The organism is Methanoculleus chikugoensis (assembly GCF_900095385.1).
Taxonomy (GTDB): domain Archaea; phylum Halobacteriota; class Methanomicrobia; order Methanomicrobiales; family Methanoculleaceae; genus Methanoculleus; species Methanoculleus chikugoensis_A.
On sequence record NZ_FMID01000005.1, the window covers coordinates 1 to 26,068 of the forward strand.

29 protein-coding genes are annotated in these 26,068 nt (G+C 63.8%); 17 read left to right on the forward strand and 12 right to left on the reverse strand.

What is annotated here, in order from left to right; genetic code table 11:
• The first annotated feature begins 89 nt into the window (after positions 1-89).
• Complete coding sequence (locus L21_RS14570; RefSeq protein WP_463508163.1) at positions 90-425, forward strand: Kelch repeat-containing protein; 336 nt, start codon at positions 90-92, stop codon at positions 423-425.
• Complete coding sequence (locus tag L21_RS01225) at positions 314-1,279, forward strand: PGF-pre-PGF domain-containing protein (protein ID WP_083608684.1); 966 nt, start codon at positions 314-316, stop codon at positions 1,277-1,279. The genes L21_RS14570 and L21_RS01225 overlap by 112 nt, the downstream gene beginning before the upstream one ends.
• A 411-nt stretch (positions 1,280-1,690) precedes the next feature.
• Here L21_RS01225 and L21_RS01230 read toward each other — a convergent pair whose 3' ends face one another.
• The 6 genes from L21_RS01230 to nifS are packed head-to-tail and all read right to left on the reverse strand — an operon-like array spanning position 1,691 to position 5,142.
• Positions 1,691-1,948 carry a DUF1894 domain-containing protein gene (locus tag L21_RS01230; RefSeq protein ID WP_074368690.1) on the reverse strand — a complete coding sequence of 86 codons (258 nt, stop codon included), beginning with the start codon at positions 1,946-1,948 and terminating at the stop codon, positions 1,691-1,693.
• Positions 1,945-2,421, reverse strand: a complete 477-nt coding sequence (locus L21_RS01235) for a DUF1890 domain-containing protein (protein WP_074368691.1) — start codon at positions 2,419-2,421, stop codon at positions 1,945-1,947. The genes L21_RS01230 and L21_RS01235 overlap by 4 nt, the downstream gene beginning before the upstream one ends.
• Positions 2,418-3,167, reverse strand: coding sequence for a formate dehydrogenase accessory sulfurtransferase FdhD (fdhD, locus tag L21_RS01240; protein ID WP_074368692.1), 750 nt, complete (start codon positions 3,165-3,167; stop codon positions 2,418-2,420). The genes L21_RS01235 and fdhD overlap by 4 nt, the downstream gene beginning before the upstream one ends.
• A complete protein-coding gene (gene cutA, locus L21_RS01245) occupies positions 3,167-3,484 on the reverse strand; it encodes a divalent-cation tolerance protein CutA (protein WP_074368693.1) in 318 nt (105 codons plus the stop codon). The genes fdhD and cutA overlap by 1 nt, the downstream gene beginning before the upstream one ends.
• Positions 3,485-3,508: 24 nt before the next feature.
• Positions 3,509-3,943, reverse strand: coding sequence for an iron-sulfur cluster assembly scaffold protein (locus tag L21_RS01250; protein ID WP_218600620.1), 435 nt, complete (start codon positions 3,941-3,943; stop codon positions 3,509-3,511).
• Positions 3,943-5,142, reverse strand: coding sequence for a cysteine desulfurase NifS (nifS, locus tag L21_RS01255; RefSeq protein ID WP_074368695.1), 1,200 nt, complete (start codon positions 5,140-5,142; stop codon positions 3,943-3,945). Before nifS ends, L21_RS01250 begins: the two co-directional genes overlap by 1 nt.
• A gap of 111 nt (positions 5,143-5,253) precedes the next feature.
• Here nifS and L21_RS01260 point away from each other — a divergent pair, with 111 nt between their 5' ends.
• From L21_RS01260 to L21_RS01280, 5 genes are all read left to right on the forward strand, one after another.
• Positions 5,254-6,402, forward strand: a complete 1,149-nt coding sequence (locus tag L21_RS01260) for an LL-diaminopimelate aminotransferase (RefSeq protein ID WP_074368696.1) — start codon at positions 5,254-5,256, stop codon at positions 6,400-6,402.
• Complete coding sequence (gene lysA / locus L21_RS01265) at positions 6,399-7,691, forward strand: diaminopimelate decarboxylase (RefSeq protein WP_074368697.1); 1,293 nt, start codon at positions 6,399-6,401, stop codon at positions 7,689-7,691. Before L21_RS01260 ends, lysA begins: the two co-directional genes overlap by 4 nt.
• A gap of 15 nt (positions 7,692-7,706) precedes the next feature.
• Positions 7,707-8,993 (forward strand): OB-fold nucleic acid binding domain-containing protein, encoded by a 1,287-nt coding sequence (locus tag L21_RS01270; RefSeq protein ID WP_074368698.1) that lies wholly within the window; start codon positions 7,707-7,709, stop codon positions 8,991-8,993.
• A gap of 94 nt (positions 8,994-9,087) precedes the next feature.
• A complete protein-coding gene (gene radA / locus L21_RS01275; protein ID WP_074368699.1) occupies positions 9,088-10,062 on the forward strand; it encodes a DNA repair and recombination protein RadA in 975 nt (324 codons plus the stop codon).
• Complete coding sequence (locus tag L21_RS01280) at positions 10,056-10,760, forward strand: phosphoglycolate phosphatase (RefSeq protein WP_074368700.1); 705 nt, start codon at positions 10,056-10,058, stop codon at positions 10,758-10,760. Before radA ends, L21_RS01280 begins: the two co-directional genes overlap by 7 nt.
• Here the strand turns inward: L21_RS01280 and L21_RS01285 are convergent.
• The 3 genes from L21_RS01285 to L21_RS01295 form a co-directional block, all read right to left on the reverse strand.
• On the reverse strand, positions 10,742-10,993 hold the full coding sequence (locus L21_RS01285) for a PRC-barrel domain-containing protein (RefSeq protein ID WP_074368701.1): 252 nt from the start codon (positions 10,991-10,993) through the stop codon (positions 10,742-10,744). The genes L21_RS01280 and L21_RS01285 overlap by 19 nt on opposite strands.
• A 190-nt stretch (positions 10,994-11,183) precedes the next feature.
• Positions 11,184-11,393 carry a histone family protein gene (locus L21_RS01290; protein WP_011844756.1) on the reverse strand — a complete coding sequence of 70 codons (210 nt, stop codon included), beginning with the start codon at positions 11,391-11,393 and terminating at the stop codon, positions 11,184-11,186.
• Positions 11,394-11,537: 144 nt separating this feature from the next.
• Entirely contained in the window at positions 11,538-12,419 is an 882-nt protein-coding gene (locus L21_RS01295) for a CBS domain-containing protein (RefSeq protein ID WP_074368702.1), read from the reverse strand.
• 48 nt (positions 12,420-12,467) lie between these two features.
• Here L21_RS01295 and L21_RS01300 point away from each other — a divergent pair, with 48 nt between their 5' ends.
• A complete protein-coding gene (locus tag L21_RS01300) occupies positions 12,468-13,448 on the forward strand; it encodes an NOG1 family protein (RefSeq protein ID WP_074368703.1) in 981 nt (326 codons plus the stop codon).
• Here L21_RS01300 and L21_RS01305 read toward each other — a convergent pair.
• The gene (locus tag L21_RS01305) at positions 13,387-14,292 is read right to left on the reverse strand and encodes a presenilin family intramembrane aspartyl protease PSH (RefSeq protein WP_074368704.1); all 906 of its coding nucleotides are present in this window, start codon (positions 14,290-14,292) and stop codon (positions 13,387-13,389) included. The two genes, L21_RS01300 and L21_RS01305, sit on opposite strands and share 62 nt — an antisense overlap.
• Positions 14,293-14,349: 57 nt before the next feature.
• Between L21_RS01305 and L21_RS01310 the strand changes: the two genes are divergently transcribed.
• The 5 genes from L21_RS01310 (at position 14,350) to L21_RS01330 (ending at position 18,615) form a co-directional block, all read left to right on the forward strand.
• On the forward strand, positions 14,350-14,664 hold the full coding sequence (locus L21_RS01310) for a hypothetical protein (RefSeq protein WP_074368705.1): 315 nt from the start codon (positions 14,350-14,352) through the stop codon (positions 14,662-14,664).
• A gap of 49 nt (positions 14,665-14,713) precedes the next feature.
• Positions 14,714-15,715 (forward strand): flap endonuclease-1, encoded by a 1,002-nt coding sequence (fen, locus tag L21_RS01315; RefSeq protein ID WP_074368706.1) that lies wholly within the window; start codon positions 14,714-14,716, stop codon positions 15,713-15,715.
• A gap of 365 nt (positions 15,716-16,080) precedes the next feature.
• Positions 16,081-17,580, forward strand: a complete 1,500-nt coding sequence (locus L21_RS01320; protein WP_074368707.1) for a DUF2193 domain-containing protein — start codon at positions 16,081-16,083, stop codon at positions 17,578-17,580.
• Between the two features lie 11 nt (positions 17,581-17,591).
• Positions 17,592-17,801 (forward strand): DUF2180 family protein, encoded by a 210-nt coding sequence (locus L21_RS01325; protein WP_074368708.1) that lies wholly within the window; start codon positions 17,592-17,594, stop codon positions 17,799-17,801.
• A 70-nt stretch (positions 17,802-17,871) separates the two neighbouring features.
• Positions 17,872-18,615, forward strand: coding sequence for an MIP/aquaporin family protein (locus L21_RS01330; RefSeq protein ID WP_074368709.1), 744 nt, complete (start codon positions 17,872-17,874; stop codon positions 18,613-18,615).
• 354 nt (positions 18,616-18,969) lie between these two features.
• On the opposite strand, the gene L21_RS01335 is transcribed toward L21_RS01330, so the two are convergent.
• Positions 18,970-20,589 carry a thiamine pyrophosphate-binding protein gene (locus L21_RS01335; RefSeq protein WP_074368710.1) on the reverse strand — a complete coding sequence of 540 codons (1,620 nt, stop codon included), beginning with the start codon at positions 20,587-20,589 and terminating at the stop codon, positions 18,970-18,972.
• On the reverse strand, positions 20,570-20,944 hold the full coding sequence (locus L21_RS14520) for a rubredoxin (protein ID WP_305954460.1): 375 nt from the start codon (positions 20,942-20,944) through the stop codon (positions 20,570-20,572). The genes L21_RS01335 and L21_RS14520 overlap by 20 nt, the downstream gene beginning before the upstream one ends.
• A gap of 158 nt (positions 20,945-21,102) precedes the next feature.
• On the opposite strand from L21_RS14520, the gene nfi reads away from it, so the two are divergent.
• From nfi to L21_RS01360, 4 genes are all read left to right on the forward strand, one after another.
• Positions 21,103-21,813 (forward strand): deoxyribonuclease V, encoded by a 711-nt coding sequence (nfi, locus tag L21_RS01345; RefSeq protein WP_074368711.1) that lies wholly within the window; start codon positions 21,103-21,105, stop codon positions 21,811-21,813.
• 159 nt (positions 21,814-21,972) lie between these two features.
• Positions 21,973-23,163 carry an FprA family A-type flavoprotein gene (locus tag L21_RS01350; RefSeq protein ID WP_074368712.1) on the forward strand — a complete coding sequence of 397 codons (1,191 nt, stop codon included), beginning with the start codon at positions 21,973-21,975 and terminating at the stop codon, positions 23,161-23,163.
• Positions 23,164-23,207: 44 nt separating this feature from the next.
• A complete protein-coding gene (locus L21_RS01355; RefSeq protein WP_305954461.1) occupies positions 23,208-24,287 on the forward strand; it encodes a phosphoribulokinase in 1,080 nt (359 codons plus the stop codon).
• Positions 24,288-24,366: 79 nt separating this feature from the next.
• Positions 24,367-25,824, forward strand: coding sequence for a TrkH family potassium uptake protein (locus L21_RS01360; protein WP_074368714.1), 1,458 nt, complete (start codon positions 24,367-24,369; stop codon positions 25,822-25,824).
• The last annotated feature ends 244 nt before the right edge of the window (positions 25,825-26,068 follow it).

A 26,068-nucleotide genomic window follows, 5' to 3' on the forward strand; every position in this document is an offset into this window, starting at 1 on the left:
CCGATGGCGGCGGGAACTGGACGCGGTTACCCGATGCCGGGTGGACGCCCCGGTGGAGCCACGCGGCGGTCGCGCTGCCGGACGGAAGCATCGTACTCATGGGCGGGTATGGCGGTGCCTGGCTGAACGACGTATGGCGGTTGCCCTACGGCGAGACAACATGGTTGTGCGTGAACGCGAGCTCCGTGTGGTCGGCAAGATACGGTCACACTGCCGTCGCGATGCCGGACGGAAGCATCGTACTCATGGGTGGTGCTAGTACCGTGCTGAATAATGACGCCTGGCGGTCGACCGATGGCGGCGGGAACTGGACATGCGTGAACGCAAGCTCCGGATGGTCGAGAAGATACGGTCACACTGCCGTCGCGATATGCCGGACGGGAGCATCGTACTCATGGGCGGGTTTGACCCTGCCGGGAACATGAAGAACGACGTCTGGCAGCTCCAGCCCGCCGGATCAAACGCTCAGAGTCCATCGCACACCTATACCGCCCCGGGCACCTACCCGGTAGCGTTGCAGGCGTTCAACCCCGACGGCTACAACGCCACGCGAAAGATTAACTACATCACGGTCTCCCCCGCGCCGACTCCAACCGCAACCGCAACTCCGACCAGCCAGCCGGTCTACAGCGGCGGCGGCGGCGGCACGACGGCCGGGCCGGACGGCAGTTATAACGTCGGCGGCGACTCCGCCGTGAGCAAGGTCAACGTCACCGGCACCGGGCTCAAGACGTTCATCGTCACCGGGCGGGTACAGTCTTCCCCGGGGACCGGCATCCCCCCGGTACCGGGAGTCCCGTACCAGTACGTCGAACTGACGCCGGCCCGGTTCGAGGCGATCACCGGGGCGAACATCACCTTCACCGTCCCGGCCGCGTGGCTCGCGGAGCACGGATTCATCCCGGGCGAGGTCGTGCTCTACCGCTACAACGGCACGGCGTGGGAGACCCTCCCGACGTGGATCGTGGACAACAGCGGGTCGACGATCACCTTCAGGGCGACGACCCCCGGGTTCTCGCTCTTCGCGATCACCGGGATCGAAAAGGCCGGTGAGGCCATAACGACCCCGACCGCGGCGCAGACGCCGCCGCAGGCGACGACACAACCCACCGCAACAGAGACCGCGGCCGTGCCGGCCGGCGATGCGGCGCCTGAGTTCCCGCTCGGGACGGTCGCCCTTGCCGGAGGGGGCCTCCTGGTGCTGATCGGGGCCGGCTACCTGATCCGCCGGTGGTGGATCATACGGCAGAACCCCGCCCTCTTCAAGAAATACGATTGACTCCGCGATCGATGAACCGGGGCAGATTGCCCCCATATTTTTGTAAGGGGATTCCCAGGAGTCTCTATCAATATACTCATTTAAGGAAAAAACCGGCTTTGTTGAAATCCTTCCCCAGAGGACGAATCACCTCCTAATTATGCATCACCCCTGCATAGTTGCCTCACGCGAAGGCGCGAAGCCGCGAACTCCTGCATCTAGTTTGTGGCGACCCTTCGCGTTCTTCGCGGCTTCGCGTGCGCCGTGGGGATATAGCCTCACCCCGGGTGTGATGGTTTGTGAGTGCGACTACCGTCCAGGCAGGAACTCGAACATTATCAGGCGCGAAGATGCCACTAGCCTTATGGGTTCCGCGCAAAGCAACGGTGCAACTGGACGGCCGGGACAAACGCTACGGGTTCTAAAAAAGGGTTACTTCTGCCTCGCCCGCAACCGTGCAATCTCCGCACCGCCGGGGACCTTCACCACGAACGTCCCATGACAGGGCTTGGTGTAGGGGAAGATGAGGCGCTCGCCGTCGACGCCGACATACAGCGGCGGCACACCGATGATGTGGACATCGAAGATCTTGTAGCCCGGCTCGACCTCATGGTACTCCCGGACGTTCTTCTTGATGTACTCCCGCGCATCCTTGAATGTCGTCTGCGAGAGGAGGATCTCGGGTTTCATCGCTTCGAGACAGCCGCCCACTGCATCACCTCCTCGAGTCTCCGCTTCAGCGGCATCGGGTTGTGGGTCGCTTTCGCCGCCACGATCTCGCAGGGGAACTCGATCTCCCCCGCGAGCTCTTCCGCGTGCTCCCCGAAGATGAGTGCGTAGACCCGCGCCTTCGATATGTAGGCCATCGTCCCGGCATACGCGATCCCGGAATCGTTGTGGATGAAGACGAAGCAGAGGTCGAAGTCCCGCTTCTTCTCCGTGATCTCGTCGATCATCTCGTCGAGATCGTTCATCTCACCGAGGTAGTGCCGGCCCGGGTCGGCCACCTCCATCAATCTTCGTGCCGCCGTCGTCCCGGCGATCACCGGCCGGATTCCCCGCTGCGAGAGGCCGTGCGCTAGGTAGAGCACCATGCTCGTCTGGACGGGCACCTGCGGGCACCCGAGCAGGAGCAGTGCGGTCTGTTCGTTCTTCTCCGTCATTTCTTGGTCTTCTCCAGTTCTTCGAGGACTTCCGGCACCCGCTCGGGGTGCGTGTAGATCGTGAACCGCTCCCCCCGCGAAAACCCGACCAGGGTGAGCCCTGCGTTCTCCGCCGTCAGGATGCCGCGGTCGGTCGTGGCCGCGCGGGAGACGACGATCGGGATACCCGCGTTCGCCGCCTTCGCAACCATCCCCGCCGGCTGCCTGCCCGTGCAGCCGAGGATGCAGGTCGACCGGTCGAGCCCCCGGAGGACCGCGTAGCCCACGACCTTGTCGACGGTGTTGTGCCTCCCCACATCACACGCACGGGTGACGAGTTCGCCGCCGCAGAAGAGCACCGAGCAGTGGACGCCGCCGGTCTTCCGCCAGGTCTCGGACTCGATCGATGCCGTGACCGCACGGATGCCGTCCGCCGTGATGGTGATCGACGACTCGACCGTCCTCGGCTCGCCGAGCGCGCAGGAGCCCCCGGACGACTCCGTCGCGAGTTCGAGGTCTCGCCGGGCCGGGGCGGTGATATAGACGTCGCATCCCGAGACGCTCACCGAGTCGACCTCATCGACGATCCCTTCGCTGATGACGAACCCCGCCCCGAGGTCGTCAAGACGGTCGTGGCTCGCCACCAGGGTCGTCAGGAGGTCGCCGTTCAGGAAGAGCCGGACGCGGCCCTCGACGATGATCGAGTCGCTCACCTCCTGCGCGCCCTCGCCCGTCACCCGGATGCCGGTGCGGCGAACGATCTCCATCAGGCCGTCTCCTCCCGTATCCAGTCGAGGTACGGGGCGGAGCCGCCGACGATGGGCATGGCGATGATCTCGGGGAGGTCGTAACTGTGCAGTTCTTGTATCCGCTCGATGAGCGGATCGAGCAGGCGGTGCTCTGTCTTCACGACGAGGAGCCGCTCGCTCTCGTCCTGGACCGCGCCCTCCCACCGGTAGAAGGACTGCACGCCGGTGACGTTCACGCATGCGGCGAGGCGTGCGTCGACCAGCGCTCTTGCGAGGTCTTCCGCCTCCCCGGCGGGGGCGGTGCAGAAGACCACGACGAATTCCGGGAGAACCATGATTTACCTTCGTAACATCCGTATTTAACCCTTCTTGGGGCAGGAACCGCAGTCGCCCCCACCAGAGCAGGACTTCCTCTCCCAGGGCTCGAGCCCCCGGCGGACGCGGTAATCGTTGATCGCAACCCGGATGGCGTCGGGGGCGAGGAGCGAGCAGTGCACCTTCGGCTCCGGAAGGCCGCCGAGGGCGTCCAGCACCTCGGCGTTCGAGAGGCTCCACGCCTCGGCGAGCGTCATCCCCAGGATCATCCGGGTGGCCACCGAACTCGAGGCAATCGCCGCCGCGCACCCGAACGTCCGGAACCGGGCGTCGGCGATCCGGTCGCCCTCGACCTTGAGGTAGATCTTCATGGTATCCCCGCAGGTCGGGCTTCCCGCCTCGCCGACACCGTCGGCGTCAGCCAGTTCGCCCACGTTCTGCGGGTTCGTGAACTCTTCGATCACTTTTTCGGTATACATCATTCGGCCTCCGGCACCCGGGGCGAGGGCGGCGTCAACGGCGATATCTCCCGCAGCCGCCCGATCACCTCCGGCAGCACTTCGAGGACGTAGTCGACGTCGTCTTCCGTGTTCGCATCGCCGAGGGTGAGCCGGAGCGAACCGTGCGCCTCCTCGTGGGGGAGCCCGATCGCGAGCAGGACGTGCGAGGGTTCAAGCGACCCCGAGGAGCAGGCGCTCCCCGTGGATGCGCAGATCCCGCGGGCATTGAGGAGCAGCAGGATCGATTCCCCCTCGACGTAGCGGAAACTGAAGTTCGCGTTGTTCGCAAGGCGCTCGGTCGGGTGGCCGTTCAACCGCGAGTCCGGGATCGCATCGAGGATGCCGCGGACCAACCTATCCCGCATCGAGGCAATCCGGCGGTTGTGTCCCGCGATATCGGCGGTCGCAAGTTCGATCGCCCGCCCGAGCCCGACAATCCCGGGGACGTTCTCGGTCCCGGCACGCCGTCGCCGCTCCTGCCCGCCGCCGTGGATCAGGGTCTCGACCCGGGTCCCCCGCCGGATATAGAGCGCCCCCGTCCCCTTCGGGCCGTAGAACTTGTGCCCGGAGAGGGAGAGGAGATCGATATTCATCGCATCGACGTCGATAGGCACCGCCCCGATCGCCTGGACGGCGTCGGTATGGAAGAGAACGCCGTGGTCGTGCGCGACGCGGCCGATCTCGGCGACCGGCTGGATCGTCCCGATCTCGTTGTTTGCGGTCATCGCCGAGACAAGGATCGTCCGATCGGTGATCGCCTCCTCGACGTCGCCCGGATCGACCCGCCCGAACTCGTCGACGGGGAGATAGGTGACCGAGAACCCCTGCCGCTCCAGCCACTCGCAGGTGTGGAGGACAGCGTGGTGCTCGATCGCGGAGGTGACGATATGGTCGCCATGCTTTCGGTTCGCAAGAGCGACCCCCTTGATCGCCCAGTTGTCGGCCTCCGTGCCCCCGGCGGTGAAGAAGATCTCCTCAGGGCCTGCGCCGATCGCCGCCGCAACCTGCCCCCGTGCTGCCTCCACACCGTTCCGGGGCTCGCCGGCAAACCGGTAGAGGGATGAGGGGTTGCCGAAGTGCTCCGAGAAGTACGGGGCCATCGCCGCGAGGACCTCGGGCTTCATGAATGTCGTCGCCGCGTGATCCATATAGAGGGTGCGCTCTTCCAGGTCGTTCATATCCGCTAAAGCGTTGGTTCCGGGAGCGTATCAGCGTTACCGGTCGCGGGGCGGCGGGGGCCGGAAACGTGAGTGAGAAAATACATAGGCTCCCGTGCGCAATATCTGGTAATGTACGCAAGACGCATGGATCACCTTCCCCCTTACCTCTTTGCACGCATTGACGAGATGAAAGAGGAGAAACGACGTCAGGGTGTCGATGTCATCGACCTCGGGGTCGGCGACCCCGACCTCCCCACCCCGCCGCACATCGTGGAGGCGCTCTGCACCGCGGCACGTGACCCGAAGAACCACCACTATCCCTCCTACACCGGCATGCTCGCCTACCGCGAGGCGGTGGCGGAGTGGTACCGGGCCCGGTTCGGGGTCGACCTCGACGCGAAGAAGGAGACCCTCGCGCTCATCGGGTCGAAAGAAGGCATCGCGCACATCGCCGAGGCCTTCGTCAACCCGGGCGAAGTCGTCCTTGCCGCCGACCCGGGCTACCCGGTCTACAAGACCTCCACGCTCTTTGCCGAAGGGAAGGTCCACGAACTGCCCATCCGTGCGGAGAACGACTTCCTCCCGGTGCTCGAGGATATCCCCGCCGACGTCGTGAAGCAGGCGAAGTTGATCTTTATCAACTACCCGAACAACCCCACCGCCGCAATCGCGCCCCTCTCGTTCTTCGAGGAGGTCGTCGAGTTTGCGCGGGAGCACAAGATCGTCGTCGTCCACGACAACGCCTACTCCGAGATCACCTTCGACGGCTATAAGGCGCCCTCGTTCCTCGAGGCCGACGGCGCGATGGAGGTCGGGATCGAGATGCACTCGCTCTCGAAGACCTACAACATGACCGGGTGGCGGATCGGGATGGCCTGCGGCAACCCCGATATCGTCGCAGGGCTCGGCCGGGTCAAGACCAACGTCGACTCGGGCGCGTTCGACGCCATCCAGCACGCCGCGATCGCGGCGCTGACCGGCCCCCAGGACTGTGTCGCGAAGGCCTGCTCGATCTACCAGGAGCGCCGGGACGTACTCGTGAAGGGACTCACCGAACTCGGGCTCGACGTCAAGGCGCCGAAGGCCACTTTCTACGTCTGGGCGCCGGTCGACGACTGCATGGCGTTCTCCGCACAACTCCTCGATCAGGCCGGGATCGTCGCGACCCCGGGCGTCGGGTTCGGGAAGAACGGCGAAGGGTTCGTCCGGTTCGCGATCACCCGGTCGATCGACCGGATCAACGAGGCGGTCGACCGGATGCGGGGGATCGACCTGTGATCCTCCCCTCGCACCTCACGGTCAGGGACGGCCGCCTCCGGATCGGCGAGCACGACACGGTCGACCTCGCCGAACGGTTCGGCACCCCGCTCTACGTCACGAGCGAGGACCGGATCCGCGAGAACTTCGGACGGCTCTCCGGCGCACTCACCGCCCATTATCCCAAAATCCGCATCCTCTATGCCGCAAAGGCAAACGGCAACCTCGCGGTCTTTAAGATCCTCGCATCCATGGGCGCCGGAGCCGACGTCTTCTCCGCCGGTGAGGTCGCGCTCGCCCTCGGTGCCGGGATGCGCCCGGAATCCCTCCTCTTCAACGGGAGCTCGAAGACCCCCGCCGACCTCGCCCTCGCGGTCGAGAAGGGGATCCGCGTCTCCGTGGACTCGCCCGACGAACTCCGGCAGCTCGACCGCGCGGCCGGCGAAGAGGGAAGAACCGTCGATATCGCGTTCCGGGTCAACCCGGCGATCGAGGTGCCCACCCACCCGAAGATCGCGACGGGGCTTGCGACGAGCAAGTTCGGCATCCCGGCGGGAGCGATCCTCGATGCCTACAAGGAAGCGCTCGCGCTCGAACACGTAAACCCGGTCGGGATCCATTGCCACATCGGCTCGCAGATCCTCGCCGTGGAGCCGTTCGCCCGCGAGGTCGAGGTGCTGATCGACGTCGCCCGGGACCTCATCGATATCGGCGTTGAGCCCTCGTTCATCGATATCGGGGGCGGCCTCGGCATCCCCTACCGCCGGGAGACCGACCGGGCGCCGACGCCCGAAGAATACGCGGGAGCAATCATGCCGGTCTTCCTCCGGGGCATCAAGGACCTCGGGATCGAGCCCGAACTCTGGGTCGAGCCCGGCCGGTGGCTCGTCGGCGACTCGACGATCCTCTTGACACGGGTCAACTCCGTCAAGACCGCTCACAAGACATTTGCGAACGTCGACGCCGGGTTCAACCTCCTCGTCCGGCCGACGATGTACGACTCCTACCACGAGGTCGTCGCGGCGAACAAGGCCGACGCTCCCGCGGTGCGCGAGTACTCCGTCACGGGGCCGATCTGCGAGACCGGCGACATCCTCGCGAAAGACCGGATGCTCCCCGAACTTGCCGCCGGCGACCTCATCGCGGTCCTCGACGCCGGGGCCTACGGGTTTGCGATGTCGTCGCAGTACAACAGCCGCCCCCGGTGCGCCGAAGTGCTCCTCGCGGGGAAGGAGGCCGCCCTGATGCGCCGGGCCGAGACGATCGACGACATGACCGCCCCCATGGTGACGGTGCCCTGGCAGGAGTAGGACGGAGCCGCAGCCGTGAAGTTCCACTACCTCCTGGTCGACGACCTCCTCGGAAAGGAAGAGTTCGAACGGCGGGTGGAGGAGAAGGTGGCTGAGTCGGGCGACCTCCTCGACGAACGGACGGCGGCGATGCTGGTCGTCAGGGATCTCGGACGGGCGCACATCCGTATACGCGACCTCGCGGCGGCCCCGAGCCTCGCGTGCTTCTTTGCAAAGGTGCTCTCCGTCGGGGAGCCGCGGGAGTTCGAGCGGCCCGACGGCGCCCCCGGGATCGTCGCGAACGTGACGGTGGGCGACGAGACCGGAAGGGCCAGGCTGACCCTCTGGGACGAGAAGGCCGCCGCGGTCGCGGAGATAGAGGCGGGCGACATCCTCGAGATCCTCGGCCGGCCGAAAGGCGGCGGGAAGATCCCCGACATCACCGCCGTCGCCGTCCAGGAGGCGGCGTGCGAGATCACCTGCGAGGAGACCACGGCTCCCGGGGGGCCCGGACCGGCGGGGGATCTCGAGGTCCGGCTGATCGCGATCGAGAACCCGCGGACGTTCACCCGCCGCGACGGAACGCCCGGCGAGATGGTCGAAGCGGTGATCGGAAACGAGGACGGCGTCTTCCGGCTCGTCGCCTGGGCGCCGGACGTCCTCCTCGGGGTGGAGCCGGGAGAGAACGTCGTCATCCGGGGGGCGGTCGCCCGCGAGAGCGACCGGGGGATCGAGTACAGCCTCGGCGAGTCCGCGTCCGTCACGCCCTCCGACCGGAAGATCGATCTCCCCATGAACAGCATCGCCGACATCGAGGAAGGCGGGACCTACTCGCTTGCCGGGACGGTGGTGTCCGTCCAGCCCCCTCACTCGTTCGTCACGCGGAACGGGCGGCAGTCCTCGGTCAGGAACCTGGTCATCGCCGACCCGGCCGGCGAGATCCCGGTCGTCGTCTGGGGCGAGAAGGCGGACGAGCACCTGATGCCCGGCGACCGGCTCTTAGCCTACAACGCAACCGCACGGCGGGGGCGGTACGGCGATCTCGAGGTGCACCTCTCGTGGGGGAGCGCGCTCGTCGTCCTCAGCGAGGAGGAGGAGATCGAGGTGACGGGGACGGTCATCGCCACCCGGCAGGGAACCGCTCTCGACGCCGGCGACGCCTGCTACCTCCTCCGTGAACCGCTTCCCGTCGGATACACCGTCCGCGCGAGAGGCACGGTGCACAGGGGCGTGATCAGCCCGAGCAGTCTCGAGGCCGTACAACCCGATCCCGACGACCTGCAACGCCGCCTGGATCGGATCTCCGGGCAACCCCGATCCTGATCTTCACTTTCACCCCGCACGGCAAGCGACCTTTATGTCTCCGGCTAGAGATTCTAGTGTAGCAAACAGACCTAGAGATCAAGTGAGGAATGAGATGTCAGAGATTGATCTTGAAGATTTACCCGGCGTCGGAACGACCACTGCCGAGAAGCTCCGCGAAGCCGGATACGGGACCGTCGAGAGCGTTGCGACGGCCACCACGGCGGACCTCGCCGAAGCAGCGGAGATCGGCGAGGCCACCGCAAAGAAAGTAATCCTTGCCGCACGGAAGATGGCGGATATCGGGGGGTTCAAGACCGGCCGGGATATCCTCGATAAGAGGAAGGATATCAAGAAACTCCAGACGCTGGTGCCCGAGTTCGACGAACTGGTCGGCGGCGGCCTCGAGACGCAGGCGATAACGGAAGTCTACGGCGAGTTTGGGTCGGGGAAGAGCCAACTCGTCCACCAGATGGCCGTCAACGCCCAGCTCCCCGAAGAGCTCGGCGGGCTCCACGGCGGGGTCATCTACGTCGACACCGAGAACACCTTTCGGCCGGAGCGTATCGAGCAGATGCTCGCCGGCATCCCCGAAGAAGCGGATCTCGGTGATATCGAGGAAGTACTCGAGCGGATTCACGTCGCGCGGGCGCACAGCTCCGATCACCAGATGCTGCTCCTCGAGACCGCACGGGAACTCGCAAACGACCTGCGGAACTCCGACTACCCGGTAAGGCTCTTCGTCATCGATTCGTTGACGTCGCTCTTCCGGTCGGAGTACGCGGGACGGGGCACCCTCGCTCCCCGGCAGCAGAAACTGAACCGCCACATGCACGACCTCCTGAAACTGATCGACGACCACAACGCCGTCGGCCTCGTGACCAACCAGGTGATGTCGAACCCCGGCATCCTCTTCGGCGACCCCACGAAACCGATCGGCGGCAACATCGTCGGGCACACCGCAACCTTCCGGATCTACCTGCGCAAAAGCAAGGGCGGCAAAAGGGTCGCCCGCCTGGTGGACAGCCCCAACCTCCCCGAGGGCGAGGCGGCGTTCATAGTCGAGCAGGCAGGGCTCAGGCAGTGTTGAAGGCGCTTGTAACGGATGTCGACGGCACCATCACCGACCGGCGGCGGCGGATCAACACCGCCGCCGTCGAGACCGTCCGGACCCTCGTCGACGCCGGGATTGAGGTGGTGCTCGCAAGCGGCAACACCGTCTGCTTCATGGACGGCCTCTGCAAGATGGTCGGGACGGACGGGACGATCATCGGCGAGAACGGCGGCGTCTACCGGAGGGGGTATTCAGGCACCCTCCGCGTCCCGGGCGACAAGAAGGCCTGCCTCGCTGCGTTCGACGTCCTTAAAGACTATTTTGCCGGGAAGGGCGTGGAACTCGAACTCTACAGCGCGCAGTACCGGTTCGCCGACGTTGCCTTCGCCCGGAACATCGACCCCGACGAGGCAAGAGCGGTCATCCGCGACCACGGCCTCCCCGTCCGGGTGCTCGATACCGGGTTTGCAATCCACCTCCAGACCCCCGGCGTGAGCAAAGGAACGGCGCTCGCGGAACTTGCCCGTGAGATGGGGCTATCCCCCTCCGAGATGATGGCCATCGGCGACTCCGAGAACGACATCGAGCTGCTCGAAGCCGCCGGCTTCGGCGTCGCGGTGCGAAACGCCCCTGCCGCGGTCCGATCGGCAGCGGACTGGGTCACCGAAGGGGCCTACGGGGACGGATTCGTGGAAGCGGTAAAAAAGTATTATCCCTATCTCTTCAGCAGGTAGCGGTCGACGACGACATAATCTTTTATGTCCTTCACCGCCTCGAACGGCACGAGCATCTTGTCCCCGTCCGTCCTGTAGCCGTCGGTCTTGAACGTCTCGTCCGGTTTGACGAGCAGGTCGGCAACCTGCCCCGTGTTGAGGTCGACGATGATATTCTTGATAGTCCCGATGAGCATGCCATCGTTACTCATCACTCTCTTCTTGGCAAGGGAACGGCAGAAGGTTTTACTCATATAAAACCGTGGGGCGTTTGTACTATTTAAATCTTTTAAAGTCCATAAAATCACGGAAACGAGCGTTGCAGATTATTGCCGGAGTGCATGCGCTACCGTCTCCGCAGTGGAAGAGAGCAGGGTATAGAGACCATCATTAACCGGAGCCAGGCATGCCGGCCCGGTAAGGTTACAAAAAAGATTTTTAGGGTTACTTCACGGTTTCGGCCGCCATCCGGACATCGGTTGCCTTGACCGTCTTCCTGCCCGCGTGACCCGCCAGCTTGATCGCCTCTTTCGCGATCCTTGAGGCGTACTGCTCCATCAGCTTTGCGAGTTCTTCATTGGCATCGGAACTCACCCGCTCCGCGCCGGATTTCTTTACGATTCTGCCAACAGGTGCCAGAGGTATATCAGTCATGATCCATTTTCCCCCTTTTCATTGAGTTCTGTGGAATGCACTCACCCACAGAACTCGTTTGACAGAAGCACCATAGGTATTCTTATATAAATACTTATCTGTCGCCAGAGGGGTTGGACCACCAAATTTCGAACGGGGAGGGGATCAAAGTGAGGGAAAGACCCGAATTATATCGGTCTGGGTAACGATCCCAACGGGCTTGCCGTCCTCGACCACAATCAGCCTCCCAATCTCCCGTTCCTTGAACCGGCCCACGAGCTCGTAGAGCCGGATCGACGACGGCGCTTCCACCACATCGGCCGTCATGACCTCTGAGACGGGCGTATCCAGCGTCAGACCCTCATCCAGGGCGCGCGCGACATCGCTCAGCGTTACGATACCCGCGAGGTCGCCGCCGTCCTTCATCACCGGCGCGCCGTGGATATGATGGGTATTGAAGAGGTGAACGGCGTCGCGGAGGGTGGCGGTGAGCGGCAGGGTCAGGAGCGGGGCGCTCATATAGTGCTTAATGGGCTGTTTGGGGAGGGATATCATCTCGGAGACGCTGATGAGAAGCGCCTGCAGGTTCTCATCCATCCCGAAGATTTCGCCGCGGACGAGGAGCTTATTCACCGGCGTGGGCCCGATCGAGACCATATCCCCGATGCGGAAGAGTTTCACGCTCCCGATGATCCGGACCATCGCCTGGCAGAGGTCCGGGTGGCAGAGGGTGGTGAACCCGAGCTCGGCGACACGGACGCCCTTCACCTTCTCGCCGTCGCGGAAGATCGGCACCTCGAACTGGTGCTCGAGATCCCCGAGATTCAGTTCGCGGTAAGCTCCTGCGGTCGGGCTGTATCCTCCTTTCGGGCCGGGAACCCCGTCGACCAGCCCGAGGGCTTTCAAGGCCTGCATCTGGTTGCGGACGGTACCGGGGTTGCGCTTCAGCACCTCCGCGATCTCCTCACCTTTTATAGAGTGGGAAGACTGATGGTATAGGGTAATCAGCGTTATCAAGATGTCCTTCTGAATCGGAGAGAGCTCCATAATTATCAGTGATTATACGTTGTTTAAATACATTAGGTTGTGCGTAACGTGGAATTCGAAACCATCCCGACCGTTCCGACGGCGGACGAAGTGCTCGACCGCAGTCTCCGGAGAGCGGCAGCCAAAAAGAAGTTAAAGACCAACATCGATACCGCGAACGAGGAGTTCGTGCGGGCGGTCGGGAGCGCCATCCATGACAAACTAAAGAGCGTGGTCACCTCGTTCCCGAGTTTCGAACGGCTCTCCCCCTTCTACCAGGAGGCGGCCGATATCCTGGTCTCGCTTGATAGGCTGAAGAAGTCCCTCGGCGCCGTCACCTGGGCGGCCGACCAGGTCAGGGTCATCGGTTCCGGCTACGCCCGCAGCATGCGCAAAGCGGAAGAGACCGACCGAAAACGGCGGCAGGCCGTCGCCCGCATGGCCTCGATCGTTCACCAGGTGGGTGACGACCTCCTCTACCTCAACGAAGCGAGGAACATCCTGCGGAAACTCCCGCACGTCAGCGAGGACGAGTTCACCGTGGTGGTGGCGGGATTCCCGAACGTTGGGAAGTCCTCGTTCATCAGGCTCGTCTCGACGGCGGAACCCGAGATCGCCGCCTACCCCTTCACCACCAAAGGGATCATCGTCGGCCACCGGGAGATCGGGAAGCGCGACCGGATCCAGTTCATCGATACGCCCGGCGTCCTCGAACGTCCGGCAGAGGAGAGGAACCTCATCGAGCGGCAGGCGGTCAGCGCCATCACCAACACGGCCGACGTCGTCCTCTTCATCCTGGACGCAAGCGAACACTGCGGCTACTCGCTCGACGACCAGAACAGGCTCCTCGAGGAACTACAACGACTCCTCGACGTGCCGGTGGTGACGGCCGCAAACAAGGCGGATATCCGGGGGCTCGAGGGTTACCCGGCGATGTCCACGCTCACGGGAGAGGGAGTGGAGGAAGTGCTCGATCTCCTGCTCGCATTCAGAAAGGAAGCCACAAAAACGAGCCTGCGAGAGCCGCCCCAACCAGAAACCCGGCAATAGCCCCACCGTTCAGGGGCGGGAGCCCCGCCTGGGGATTGCCCTTGTTGACGAAGTAGAGAAGCACCGCGAGCCCTGCAAGCGATCCCAACATCGCGCCGAGTGTCGGGGCGGAGAGGGTCCAGAGGACCGCAGGCGCGTCCACGAAGACGTGCGACGACGCCACGAGGATAGAGGGCATGATGAGGTCGCCCATGCCCATGACGAATGCGCCGCGCTCCTCCCCGCCGCCGATGTTGAGCCCCTCTTTTCTAAACGAGTAGTCCGCTCTCTTCGGGACCACGACCATGATGGGCGCCTTTGTATCGAGGACGCCTTCGGCGAGGGTGATCATGTGCTTTGTCCGGTAGACCGATATGGCATCGTAGACCGCGAGCAGTACGAGCAGCACGAGCACCGGCAGGACGGCAAGCGATATCCCGAAGATGGACGCAACCCCGGCGGAGATCAGCACGCCGAGGGTATCGATGACGTACCACTCCGGGTAGAGGTAGAGGAGCGCCGTCGCCGCTACGGCGCCGATGAGCGTCCCTGCCGCGGCGGCGGCGGTCGCCCCGAACAGAAGGAGGGAGAGCGCGCCGAATATGTAGAGGAACGTCATGAAGAGGGCGAACCCGATAAAGAGGGCGATGAACCGCCGCCCGCCCGTCCGGAGCAGGAAGAGCAGGACCAGCGTAAAGGCGAGCAGCATCCCTATGAATATCAGGGGATTCGCCACCGATTCGGGATCTTCAAACGCAACAAGCCCCGCCGCCTGCATGGGCATGACGAGGATGATGGCGATGATCTGGACGAACAAAAGCATCAGAGCCATTCCGAGAAGAGGCAGCCAGTCGCGTATCTCCATCACAAAACTCCACCCATGATAGGTAGGTTAATTAATGCATCCTCATCATTTTAAATTATGGAGATTCGCGAACTCATCGGCGATATCGTTCTCACCATCGTGATGGTAGTCTCCACCGTCGTGCTGGTGATGCGATTCTGGCAGGACCTGATCATAGCGGTTGCTGCGACGTTCATGATGCTCTCCCTCGGGGGGCTGCTCATCTCTCTCGGCATGAAGATCGTGAGCCTCGAGCAGAGCGTCGTGCAGCGGGAGCGCACCATGCGCGTGAACATGGAGGAGATGGGGAAGACGATGACCGCCAGATACGACAACACCGTCAGCCACATCGAGGAGATCGTCGACGGCCTCTCCCGGCGGATGTACCGGTGAACCGGATCGCCATCTTAATGGCATCTCCCTCTCTCATGACTAGGTAAGCATGGGCGTTGCTATCCGAGATATCCTGGCAGACAGTAAAGAGGCGTTGACGTGGGACGATCTATCGGGCATCGCCGCATTGGACGCCCATAACGCGCTCTATCAGTTCCTCTCCATCATCCGGCAGCCGGACGGCACTCCGCTTATGAACGGTGCGGGCCGGGTCACCTCGCACCTCTCCGGCATCCTCTTTCGGACGGTGAACTTCCTCGAAAAGGGGATCCGCCCCGTCTTTGTCTTCGACGGGAAGCCCCCGGAGTTCAAGCAGGAGACGATCGACGAGCGGCGCGAACTCCGCGCCAGGGCCGACGATGCCTGGAAGACGGCGCTCAGGGAGGGCGACATGGAGGAGGCCTACAAGCAGGCGAGCGCGTCCGCCCGCATCGACAGCCACACCATCGCGTCGTCCCGCGAACTCCTCGACCTGCTCGGCATCCCCTGGGTGCAGGCGCCGAGCGAGGGCGAAGCGCAGGCGGCCCATATGGCGCGGCAGGGGAAAGTCACCTACGCGGTTTCCCAGGACTACGACTCGCTTCTCTTCGGCTCCCCGGTGCTGGTGCGAAACCTCACCGTCAGCGGCCGACGAAAGATGCGGGGGCGGACGATCGCCGTGAACCCCGAGCGGATTGTCCTCTCCTCCCTCCTCGACCGCCTCGGCGTCACGAGAGAGCAACTGGTCGAGATCGGTATCCTGGTGGGCACCGACTTCAACCCCGGAATCCGGGGCGTCGGCGGCAAGACCGCCCTGAAGATCGTTCAAAAAGGCGGGTTCGAGGAGGCGATCGCCGAGAAGCAGCCCGAGTTCGATCCCGCTCCCGTCCGGGACTTCTTCCTCGACCCGCCGGTCACCGACGACTATACCCTCGAATGGAGGTCGCCGGACGTCGACGGGGTTATCGAGATGCTCTCCGGCCGCTACGACTTCTCCGAGGAACGGGTCAGCGCCGCTCTCGCCAAGGTCTCGGTGAAAGCGACGCAGAAGACGCTCGATGCCTGGTTCTGACAGGCCTGATGCATTACCCTCCCGGATAATGTCTCAAAACGGCGCCGAATCCCGGAAAGCGACCTCCTCCATTCTATAATGGTGCATCGGGAGACGACACAACAGATATATGCCAGAACGATCAAGTAAGCCAATTGATAAAGAACTCCCAGGCCTTCAAGACAGGATGGGGAGTGCAGGGACCGAAAGCGGACAGGCACAATCTCTGATTACCGTTCAGTCTCCCAGACTATTATCGACCTTTCGTTCTCCCGGTTCATCCGGGTTCTTCCCGGAACCGACTCCCTTCCGTCACCCAGCGTCGCCCTATAACCACGGTGGCCCTGCCGGACCGCCGTTAAACGTTACCCTGACAGGTGATTGATATGAAAGAACTCTACGAGAAGATGATAAACGAGGCCATGACCGCCCAGCGGGCGGACGTGGATACGTTAAAGGTGAAACGCGGCCAGAAGTTCGTGATCGAGGACACAAAACCCTACGTCGACGCGGTGAAGACGATGACGGCGATCGGCAACCAGAGCCAGGCGGTCATCGACCTCCACAAAAACTCGGTGGTCTCGCATTACGAGATTCTGAAAGGCCTTACAACGACTGTCCGCCCCGAAGACGACCCGTTCGTCGAGCACTACCAGACCCCCGTGGTGCTCGAGATCCTGAAGGAACAGGACGAAGCGTTCGCAAAGAGCGTCGATGCCTTTGTGCAGGCTATCGCGGACTCGGAATCCCTGATCAGCCTTGAGGCGGTGCGGCACTACGGCGGGTTCTACGGCCCTACCTGCGTCGTCGACTTTGCGCTGATCCCGGGGAGCACTAGCAACGTCGTGAACCGGGTGCTCCTGAAGACCGATATCCCGGTCGAGCACAAACGGGCGATCCTCGCCGCCAAATCATGGGGCATGAACACCTCCTATGGATTTGGCGAGCACTTCTCCCATGCCCTCGAGGCAGGAGCCACCAACGCCGAGGCGACGGCAAAAGAGATCGCGACCATGCAGAAACTCTACCTCGAGCCGGTCAACGCCCAGGCGGAGCTGATGGATGATGCCGGGATGACCTCCTTTGACCAGCGGAAGTACATGAGCGAGTATCGGCGGCGGATGGAGGCGACCATCAAGGCGGCGATGGATGACGGCGTCCACTACGGCAACATCCTGACCGTCCCGGCCTACAGCGTCGGAGACGTCTCCCACCACATCGCGCAGTCGACCTTCAACATGTGCAAGGACGACGTCGTCATGGCGACGATCGAGGCGGTCACCGACGTGATGGAGTCGTCGCTGCGGAAATCGCTCGACTCCTACAAGAGTTACTGGGACATCCTCTCGGTCGCGACCGGGTCGTCTGCCGCCGCGACCGAGTACCTCCTCCAGCTCGATGGGTTCAACGCTCCCATGGTCGTCGACCTGCTCACGAGGCGGTTCCACAACTACGTCCAGCTCTACCCGTCCCGGGGCGCGGCGGCGGAACTCCACAACTGCGACTTCATGGACATGATCTACCGCGGGTGGAAGATCCTCGACAAGGCACAGCGGATGCGGAACGGATCCGGTGAGGAACTGGTCCCCATGGTCGGCAAGTACCCCGTCGACCTTTCGCCCATCGGCAAGAACGAGGTGCTGATGAACCCGCAGCGGTACGTCTACGCAGCCTGTGCCATAACCGTCCGGTTCGCCGCCCTGATGAGTCTTGCCGACTACCCGTGCCTCCTGACGAGCGAGCCGGTGACCGCGACGATGATGACGAACATCATCGCTCTCGAGAAGGAGACGGCGGCCGCCCCGGTGCGAGCCTGCAAGAACTGTGCCTCTGCGTGCCTGGTCGACATGCGGCACCAGTACTGCCAGTGGAAAGAGGCGGTATAGAGGGAGCGACCATGAAGTGCTACTACTGCGCCCTCGAGGGGAAGGATAGCGAGGCGGTGGCGATCTGCATCGTCTGCGGTATGGGGCTCTGCATGGAGCATGCCATCCGGAAGGATGTCGACGTCTGGGAGGGCGGCTACCCGCTCCCCAGCAAACGGGTGAAGACTCCGCTGCCGCGGATCCTCTGCCCCGCGTGCTACAATGCCCTGTATGCGAAGTAAGAGCACTCTCAAGCCCTTTTTTTGGGCTGATGTCCATTAGAAAGGAGTACCTTGTGTATCTGGTGTAATCATGACCACATCTCTTGGAAAACGATGCGTCGCCGAAGCCGTCGGGACGTTCATCCTGGTCTTCTTCGGTGCCGGCGCCGCGGTCGTCACGCTGATGCTCGCCGCGGGAACGACCCCGGCAACCCCGTTCAACATAGGGATCGGGGCGCTCGGGGGGCTCGGCGATTGGCTCGCCATAGGACTCGCCTTCGGTATCGCCATCGCCGGGTCGATCTACGCGTTCGGGAGGATATCGGGCTGCCACATCAACCCGGCGGTGACGATAGCCCTCTTTGCGACCCGCCGGCTCCCCGGCCGCGACGTCGCCCCCTACATCGCCGCACAGCTCGTCGGCGCGGCCGCCGCGAGCCTGCTCTTTGCCTGGGCGGTCGGCCCGGACGCCGTCACGATCGGGGGACTCGGGGCAACAACGCCCTTCCCCGGCATCGGCTACCTGCAGGCGATCGTCATCGAGGCGGTCGGGACGTTTCTTTTGATGCTCGTCATCATGGGCGTCGCCGTCGACGAACGGGCCACGCCGGGCTTTGCCGGGCTTCTGGTGGGTCTCGCGGTCGCGGGGATCATCACGACGATCGGGAACCTGACCGGCGCGTCGCTGAACCCCGCCCGTACGTTCGGGCCTTACCTCGGGGACTGGCTGCTTGCCGGCCAGAGCCTCTGGGAGTTCTTCCCGATCTACATCATCGGGCCCATCATCGGTGCGCTGCTCGCCGCGTTCCTCTACGACTATCTCTGCTGCGAATGATGCAACCCCACCTCTCTTTTTGAAGCGGCAAAAGATCCGGCCGACCGGCGACCATAAGAAGAACGGTGAACCGGAGCGGATCCGGTTCGCCGCAAGTTTACCCCGAACGCCCGTTCGATGAACAGGCTCCCGGGAACCCTCAGCGTGGAGCGAAGAACGGCATACCGATGCTCCCACCCGGATCGACATCCGGAGATCCGCGCTTACCCGGCATGGGCCTCGCAGGCTGCGCAGCCGTGGCCGGGGTGTTCACATCTACCCTCGGCCCTTCATTCCCCTGCACGATACTTATAGATTTCGGATGAACGGCGTGCCGCATACGGCCGGGGGTACCGGGAATCGAGGGGCGCCTGACTACCCGAACCGCACCGGATCGGTCTCGATATCGATGACGACGGGCCTGTTCATCCGCACCGCCCGGAGGACGGCATCTGCGAGATCCTGCGGCCGGGCCACCCGTATCCCGACGCCGCCGCAGGCCTCCGCATACGCCGCGAAGTCGGGATTGGTGAGTTCGACGCCGTAGGGCGGGTAGTTCGCCTCCCGCTGCTCCTCCCGGATCATCGCAAGCTGGTGGTTGTTCATGATCACGACGACAATGGGGAGATCGTACTTGACCGCCGTGACAAAGTCGGCCATGACCATCGAGAACCCTCCGTCCCCGGTGATGCAGACGACGGTCGCATTGGGGTAGGCCAGTTTCGCCGCAATCGCCCCGGGGAGCCCGAACCCCATCGTCCCGAGGTAGCCGGACATCGCGAACCGCTGCCGCTTCATCCGGAAGTTCCTCCCGAACCACCACTGGTTCTCCCCGACGTCGAGGGAGATGACCGCGTCCTCCGGAAGGGTCTCAGAGAGGATTTTCATGATATAGGGCGGGCGGATCGGGACCGCCTCCGGGTCGGCCTCCCGGTCGAGGTGGCGAAACCACTCCCGTTTTTGCTCCGCGAGCCACTCCCGGGCCCCCGTATCCTCCCGCGGCCTGACCCGCTCCCGGATCATCGGTACGGCAACGGCGCAATCGCCGAAGACCCCTGCCGCGAGCGGATGCTTGCCGAGCTGGAGCGGGTCGATATCGATGTGGACGGCCCGTATCTCCCGGGGAATCCCGGTGAAGTCGGAGAAACTCGCCCCGCAGGCGATCACCAGGTCGGACTCCTCGACGATCCTTTGGGCGTGCGGCGTCCCGAGCGGGCCGTGCACCCCGGCAACCCACTCGTTCTCGTCGGGGAGGATGCCCTTCGCCCTGAAGGTGGTGACGACAGGCGCCCGGATCGTCTCCGCGAGCTCGAGGACTGCTCCCGCCGCACGCATGGCGCCGAAGCCCGCGAGGATGACCGGCCGGGCGGCGCCGTCGATCGCCTCCGCCGCCGCACGGACGGCCTCGTCGGCCGGGGCCGCCGTGACCGACGCAAGACAGGTCTCGCGTTCGCAGTAGGCGGGTTCGAGCGGCTCCTTCTGGATATCGTTCGGGAGAGAGAGCTGGGCGACGCCGCGGCCGACGATGGCGTACCGGAGCGCCCGGGTCAGGAGTTTGACCGCCGTCGACGGGTCGGCGACGGTGTTGTTGAAGACCGCAATCGGCCGGAAGAACGCGTCCTGGTCGATCTCCTGGACGCCGCCGGGGCCGGCATACTGCGCCTGCACCTGCCCGTTCAGGGAGAGCACGCTCGCCCGATCCTCCTTTGCGTCGTAGAGGCCGGTGGCGAGGTTCGTCGCCCCCGGGCCGGCGATGGTCAGGCAGACAGCGACCTTCCCTGTGAACTTGTTGTAGGCCGAGGCGCCGAGGGCCGCGGTCTGCTCGTGCCGGACGACGATATACCGTGCATCCGGGTTCCTCCTGACCGCGTCCACGAGCGGGAGCGACGATGAACCGGGGATACCGAAGTAGAGGGTGATCCCCCAGGCCGCGAGTTCCGAGACCAGCACGTCGGCAACGGTCATGGCGGCTCCTTCAGAGGTAGTCTTCGTCATTCGTCCCCACCTCTTCCTCGCCGGCCCGCACGAACGCCTCCTTTCCCACGCTGCAGCGGGGGCACCGCCAGTCCCCGGGAAGATCCTCGAAGGGCGTTCCCGGCGGTATCCCGGTAGCCGGGTCTCCCGCCTCCTCAACATACTCGTAATCACAGACACTGCAGACCCATCGTGCCATATCATCCACGCTCCTGAGAAGACTCTGGCCGTACCCAATCTTCACGTATAAAAATGCCTCGCCGGTCGGTGAACTCCGGGCTCTCCCCACGCCGGCCGCGGTTCCCCGGCGATCCCCGTTGCCTTCCGTCACGTCTCTCGCAAGCGCCGGGAGACCGGGGGCCGTCCCGGGAATCATCGTGGCGATCACCGCAGAGAGGCCGGGAATCGCGAGAGCAGTTGCATGGCAAAGCGGATCACCGCAGCTCGTGGGACGTTACCCGCGGAGGGTCGCGCCTCCCAAGCATATAAAGCAGGGATACGACATTACCTACATCCGTGCAACGGGAGACGGCCATGGAGATCAGAGAGACTCACCCCTTCGACCTGACCCCGGCGGAGGCGATCCGCCTCCAGGCGAGACTCCGGGAGCAGGTCAGGCCTTCCGGCGATGCCGGGGAGGTCTCCCTCGTGGCCGGCGCCGACGCCTCCTACGCGAGGGGCTCAGGCGTCATCCACGCGGTCGTCGTCGCCCTCAGGTACCCCGATCTCACCGTCGTCGAACGGGTCTTTGCCGCCGCCGTGACGACGTTCCCCTACATCCCCGGTCTTCTGACCTTCCGGGAAGGCCCCGCCCTCATCGAAGCGTTCCGGCGACTGCGTTCCGATCCGGACGTGATCTTCTTCGACGGGCAGGGGATCGCCCACCCCCGGGGACTCGGCATCGCGAGCCACATGGGCGTCCTCCTGGACCGCCCCACCGTCGGGGTCGCAAAGAGTCTCCTCGTCGGCACGGCGGCCGAGCCCGCGGCGGAGAGGGGTTCGACCGCCCCGATGCTCCGCGACGGCGAGACGATCGGGATGGCGGTACGGACGAAAGAGCGGGTGAAACCCGTCTACGTCTCGGTGGGCCACCGGATCGATCTTTCGCAGGCGGTCGACCTCGTCCTCTCGGCCGCACGGGGCTACCGGCTCCCGGAACCGACCCGGCAGGCCCACCTCTATGCAAACACCGTCCGGAGGGAGGGGGGCCGGGGCGAACGACAGACCGGCCTCCCCACCCGGTAAGGAAGACGAAACCGTTATCTGCGTTCGGGCTGAATAGGCGTTTACCGACCGGCACGGTGGAAAACCGCGACCGGTTGCAGTCAATGGAGCGTGAAAAATGTCAGGAAGCCACTCACATACACGGTATTACTGCCCGAGTGCCTCCGCGGGAGGCAGCGCATGACCCCGCGTGAGATTGTGCCGGGCGTCTTCTCCGTCGGGGCCATCGACTGGGACCTCCGGCTCTTCGATGAGTTGATCCCGACCCCCGATGGTACCTCCTACAACAGCTACCTCGTACGGGGCAGCGAGAAGACGGCACTGATCGACACCGTCAACCCGCCGAAGTTCACGGACCTCACGACAAACCTGGACCGGCTCGGCGTCGAGAAGATCGACTACATCATCGCCAACCACGCCGAACAGGATCACTCCGGCTCGATACCGGCGATGCTTGACCGGTTCCGGGGGGCGAAGGTGGTGACGAACGCAAAGTGCCGGGATTTCCTGGTCGACCTCCTCCACATCTCCGCCGATCAGGTCATCGTCATCGATGGCGGCGATACGCTCGCCCTCGGAGATAAGACGCTTGAGTTCATCATCGCTCCCTGGGTCCACTGGCCGGAGACGATGCTGACCTACCTCCAGGAAGACCGGATCCTCTTCTCCTGCGACTTATTCGGCTCGCACTACGCGACGAGTTCCCTCTACGTCCCCGATGAGGCGACGATCTACGAGTCCGCAAAGCGCTACTACGCGGAGATCATGATGCCCTTCAGGTCAAGTATCAAAGGGCACCTTGCGAACCTGGAATCACGCGATATCGCCACGATCGCCCCGAGCCACGGCCCCGTTTATGACAGGCCGGCGTTCATCATGGATGCCTACCGCGACTGGACGGGCGACGACGTCAAGAACACGGTTGTGCTGCCGTACGTCTCCATGCACGGGAGCACCCAGGCGATGGTCGACCACTTCGTCGGCGCCCTGATGGAACGGGGTGTCGAGGTCCAGCCGTTCAACCTCCCGAAGACCGACATCGGCGAACTTGCAAAGGCCCTGGTAGACGCTGCGACGGTCGTGATCGGGACCCCGACACTCATCTTCGGCCCCCACCCGCAGGCGGTCTACGCTGCGTACCTCGCGAACCTCCTTCGCCCGAAGACCCGGTATGTCTCGGTGATCGGGTCCTACGGCTGGGGCGGGAAGACAGTCGATACCCTGGCGGGCATGCTCGGCCGGCTCAAGGTCGAGGTGCTCGAACCGGTCTATATCAAGGGCCGCCCGAAGGAGGAGGACTTCGCGGCGCTCGACCGGCTCGCCGACGAGATCCAGAAGATGCACCAGGAGGCGGGGGTCCTCCCCTCCTAGGCATCCTATCCTTTTTCACGGTTGCCGCCCCGTTCCCGAACCGGTTGGCCTGCACCGAAATCTTAACACGCTCCGGTGCCGACCAACCTTCGAGCTGCACCATGCCTCCATCCGACTTCAAGAGAGTGATTGCCGAGTCGCCCTACGTCTTCGTCATCGGCGTCGCGGGGGACAGCGGATCCGGAAAGACCACCTTCACCCGGGCGATCCGGGAGATCTTCGGGGACGACCTGGTCTCCACCATCACCATCGACGACTACCACCGGTACGACCGCCGGGAGCGCAAGGCTCTCGGGATAACTCCGCTCGTCCCCGAGGCGAACCGGTTCGACCTCTTAGAGGAGCATCTCGCCGAACTGAAGGCGGGAAGGGCTATCGAGAAACCGGTCTACAACCACGACAACGGGCAGTTCGATCCCCCGGTGCCCTTCAGCCCCACGAAGATCCTGATCCTTGAAGGGCTGCACCCGTTCATCAGCAGGACGCTCCGGGACCTGATCGACTTCAAACTCTACGTCGACCCGGACCCCGACGTCAAACGCGCCTGGAAGATCAAACGCGATGTGGAGCGGCGAGGCTACTCGGTCGAGGCCGTCCTCCGGGAGATGGAGGAGCGCAAACCCGACTACGAGCGGTACGTCGCGCCGCAGTGCCTGTTTGCGGATGCGGTCATCCGGATCGCCTTCTCGAAGTACGGCAGGGACGTGAGCGAGGAGCGTAACGTCTACCGCGTCACCCTCTGCCAGAGCAGGCTTGAACAGAGCATCGGCGACGTCGACCTCTCCATCGATCTCTTCGGGCTCCTCTCGCTCTCCGAGCGCGACTTCATGGTCGAGTTCACCATCGAGGACGTCGGCGGGAAGGCGATGGGGGCGCTCACGTTCGACGGAGAGTTGAACGACACCGTCGCGCGAAGACTGGAGCGCAACATCGAGATTCAGACGCAGGTGGAGCCCATCGATCTCAGCCAGGGCAGCGACTACCTGACGGCCGGGGATATGGCCCAGCTCATCCTCGCCTGGCGGATCATCAACCGACGCATCTTCGTCGAGACCGCGCCGGGAGCGGTCGAGAGCGGGGAGACGGGGGCTGAAAAAAACGGGTGCAAATGCGGCCGGGGTTGATTTTGCCTCCACGAAGACGTCTAAAAATGGAATTCCGTGCAGGATAAATTAGATAAGAGCGCCCGGCGGATGTGTAACGATGGATAGGATCGAGCAGTTCTCGATCATCGCACAGGACATCGGCAGCATCTTCAGGTACATGAGCGTCGCCACGGTGCTGCCGCTTGCCGTGGCGGTGATCTACGGGGAGTGGGAGATGATCCTGCCCATGGCCTCCGTCCCGGTCGTCCTCGCTATCCTCGGTACGGTTCTTCTCCGGGTGCCCCGCGAGGACCGTGAGGCGCCTCTATCCACCGCGCTCATGGCGGTCGCTCTGATCTGGCTCGCCATCGCGCTGGTGAGCGCACTCCCGTTCTGCCTCGGGCTCGGCGTCCCGTACCTCGACGCCGTCTTCGAGGCGATGTCCGGGTGGACGGATACGGGCCTGACGATGATGCGGTCGGTCGACGACCTGCCGCGGACACTCCTCTTCTGGCGGTCGCTGATGCAGTGGCTCGGCGGTATCGGGATCGTCGCCTTCACCGTCGCGATGGCCTCAAGGACCGGGCTGACCCAGTTCCGCCTCTACCGATCGGAAGGCCGCTCGGAAGCGCTGATGCCGAGCGTCGTCGCGACGGGGTTCGAGATGTGGAAGATCTACCTGGTGCTGACCGCGGCGTCGATCGGCCTCATCTTGCTCTCGGGGGTGCCGGTCTGGGACGCGGTGAACATCGCCCTCGTCGCCATCGCCACCGGCGGATTCTCCGTCCACTCGGGGGGGATCCCCTTCTACAACAACCCGCTGCTCGAGGTTCTCATCGTCCCGGTGATGATCGCAGGCGCCCTCCCGTTCAAACTCTACTACCTCCTCTACCGCCGGAAAGGCGTGCAGTTCTTCGGTGACCAGCAGGCACGCCTCCTCTTCATGCTCGTCGCGCTCGGGATCGTCGTGATAACATGGGACCTCGTCACGCTCACCGCGACCGACCTCCCGACGGCCATCCGCCATGCACTCTTCATGTCGGCCGCTGCAGCCACCAGCACCGGGTTTCAGGTCGCCTCCCCGAACGAGTGGGCGAGCGTGACCATCCTCTTCCTCGCGATGCTGATGGTGATCGGCGGAGCATCCGGGAGCACCGCCGGCGGTATCAAACTCTCCCGGGTTGTCCTCGGGTTCCAGAGCCTGGTCTGGTGGTTCCGGCGGATGTTCGTCTCCGGGAAGGTGCTCGTGCCCTTCAAGTACGATGGCAGGGTGATCCCGAAGAACATCGCCGACCTCGAGGTCTCCCGGAACATGCTGACGATCATGCTCTACTTCTTGATCATCTTCGTCGCCACGATACTGGTGATGCACCTGCAGCCGACGTCGTTCGATTCGAGCAACGTGATCTTCGAGGTCGTCTCCGCGATGTGCAACAACGGCATATCCACAGGATTCGTCTCGCCCGAGATGGCCGGTTCGGGAAAACTCCTCTTCATCCTGATCATGTGGATCGGGCGTCTTGAGGTCATTCCGGTGATCATGCTCGTCATGGGTCTCTTCAAGCGGTCCGATTGAGGGGGTTGATTGGGTGGTTGGAGGCTCAGGGGTTGCCTCGTTTTCCATCGCTAACACTGATAAGTGTGAGTGGTGAAAATCCCGTACGCTGGACCGTGGGAGTATCGCCATGGGGGGTGGGGACAGGGGAGGCGGGTCTCCCCCCTCCCCTGCAACCCCTCCCCCAGACGCGATATCCCCTCGAAAGCCGTACACGGGTCCACGATGCCCTGAACGGTGATAAGTTGAACATGCAGGCACTAGT